General features: G+C 37.0%; 1 protein-coding gene. It reads right to left on the reverse strand.

Translation table 11 applies throughout. The features are described 5' to 3' along the window. On the reverse strand, positions 1-479 hold a 479-nt coding region (locus tag ACRD7B_RS22795), incomplete at both ends, for a transposase (protein WP_430826978.1).

Genomic DNA, 479 nt, shown 5'->3' on the forward strand with positions numbered 1-479 from the left:
GTAGCATCGGTAAGAATTTGATCTAGTTCTTCCATATGAGGCAACCAATGACGCGCTAAACACTTTTGTGATTCGTCCACATCAAGTTTGCCTGCCAACTCGCATCTGATTTGACTGATAATTTTGAAATTTTTGAGTTGTTCACCCACGCCGAGTAATAATCGGCAAAATAGTTGGTAATGAACGTTAGAGTTGAATTGCTCTACTAGTCGCTCGTCTGAACAACAGGCATAGTTCTTTAAAAACATTAACGCCAACTTGCCTTGTGGGCTAAAAATACAATCTGGCCCCATCTTACTATCAGCTAAATCAAAAACTTTAACTAGCTCATCCCATGGTATGGCCTGATAAATTTTGCCTAAGGAGCTAGAAAGAAATTGATTGTAAACAACCTGAAAATTATCCTCAATAGAAAAAAGAGGAAGATGAGTTTGAAATTCTGGAATACTTTGTAATTTTATCACTATTCGAAAAATGAC

Source organism: Carboxylicivirga fragile, from assembly GCF_050589805.1.
GTDB lineage: Bacteria > Bacteroidota > Bacteroidia > Bacteroidales > Marinilabiliaceae > Carboxylicivirga > Carboxylicivirga fragile.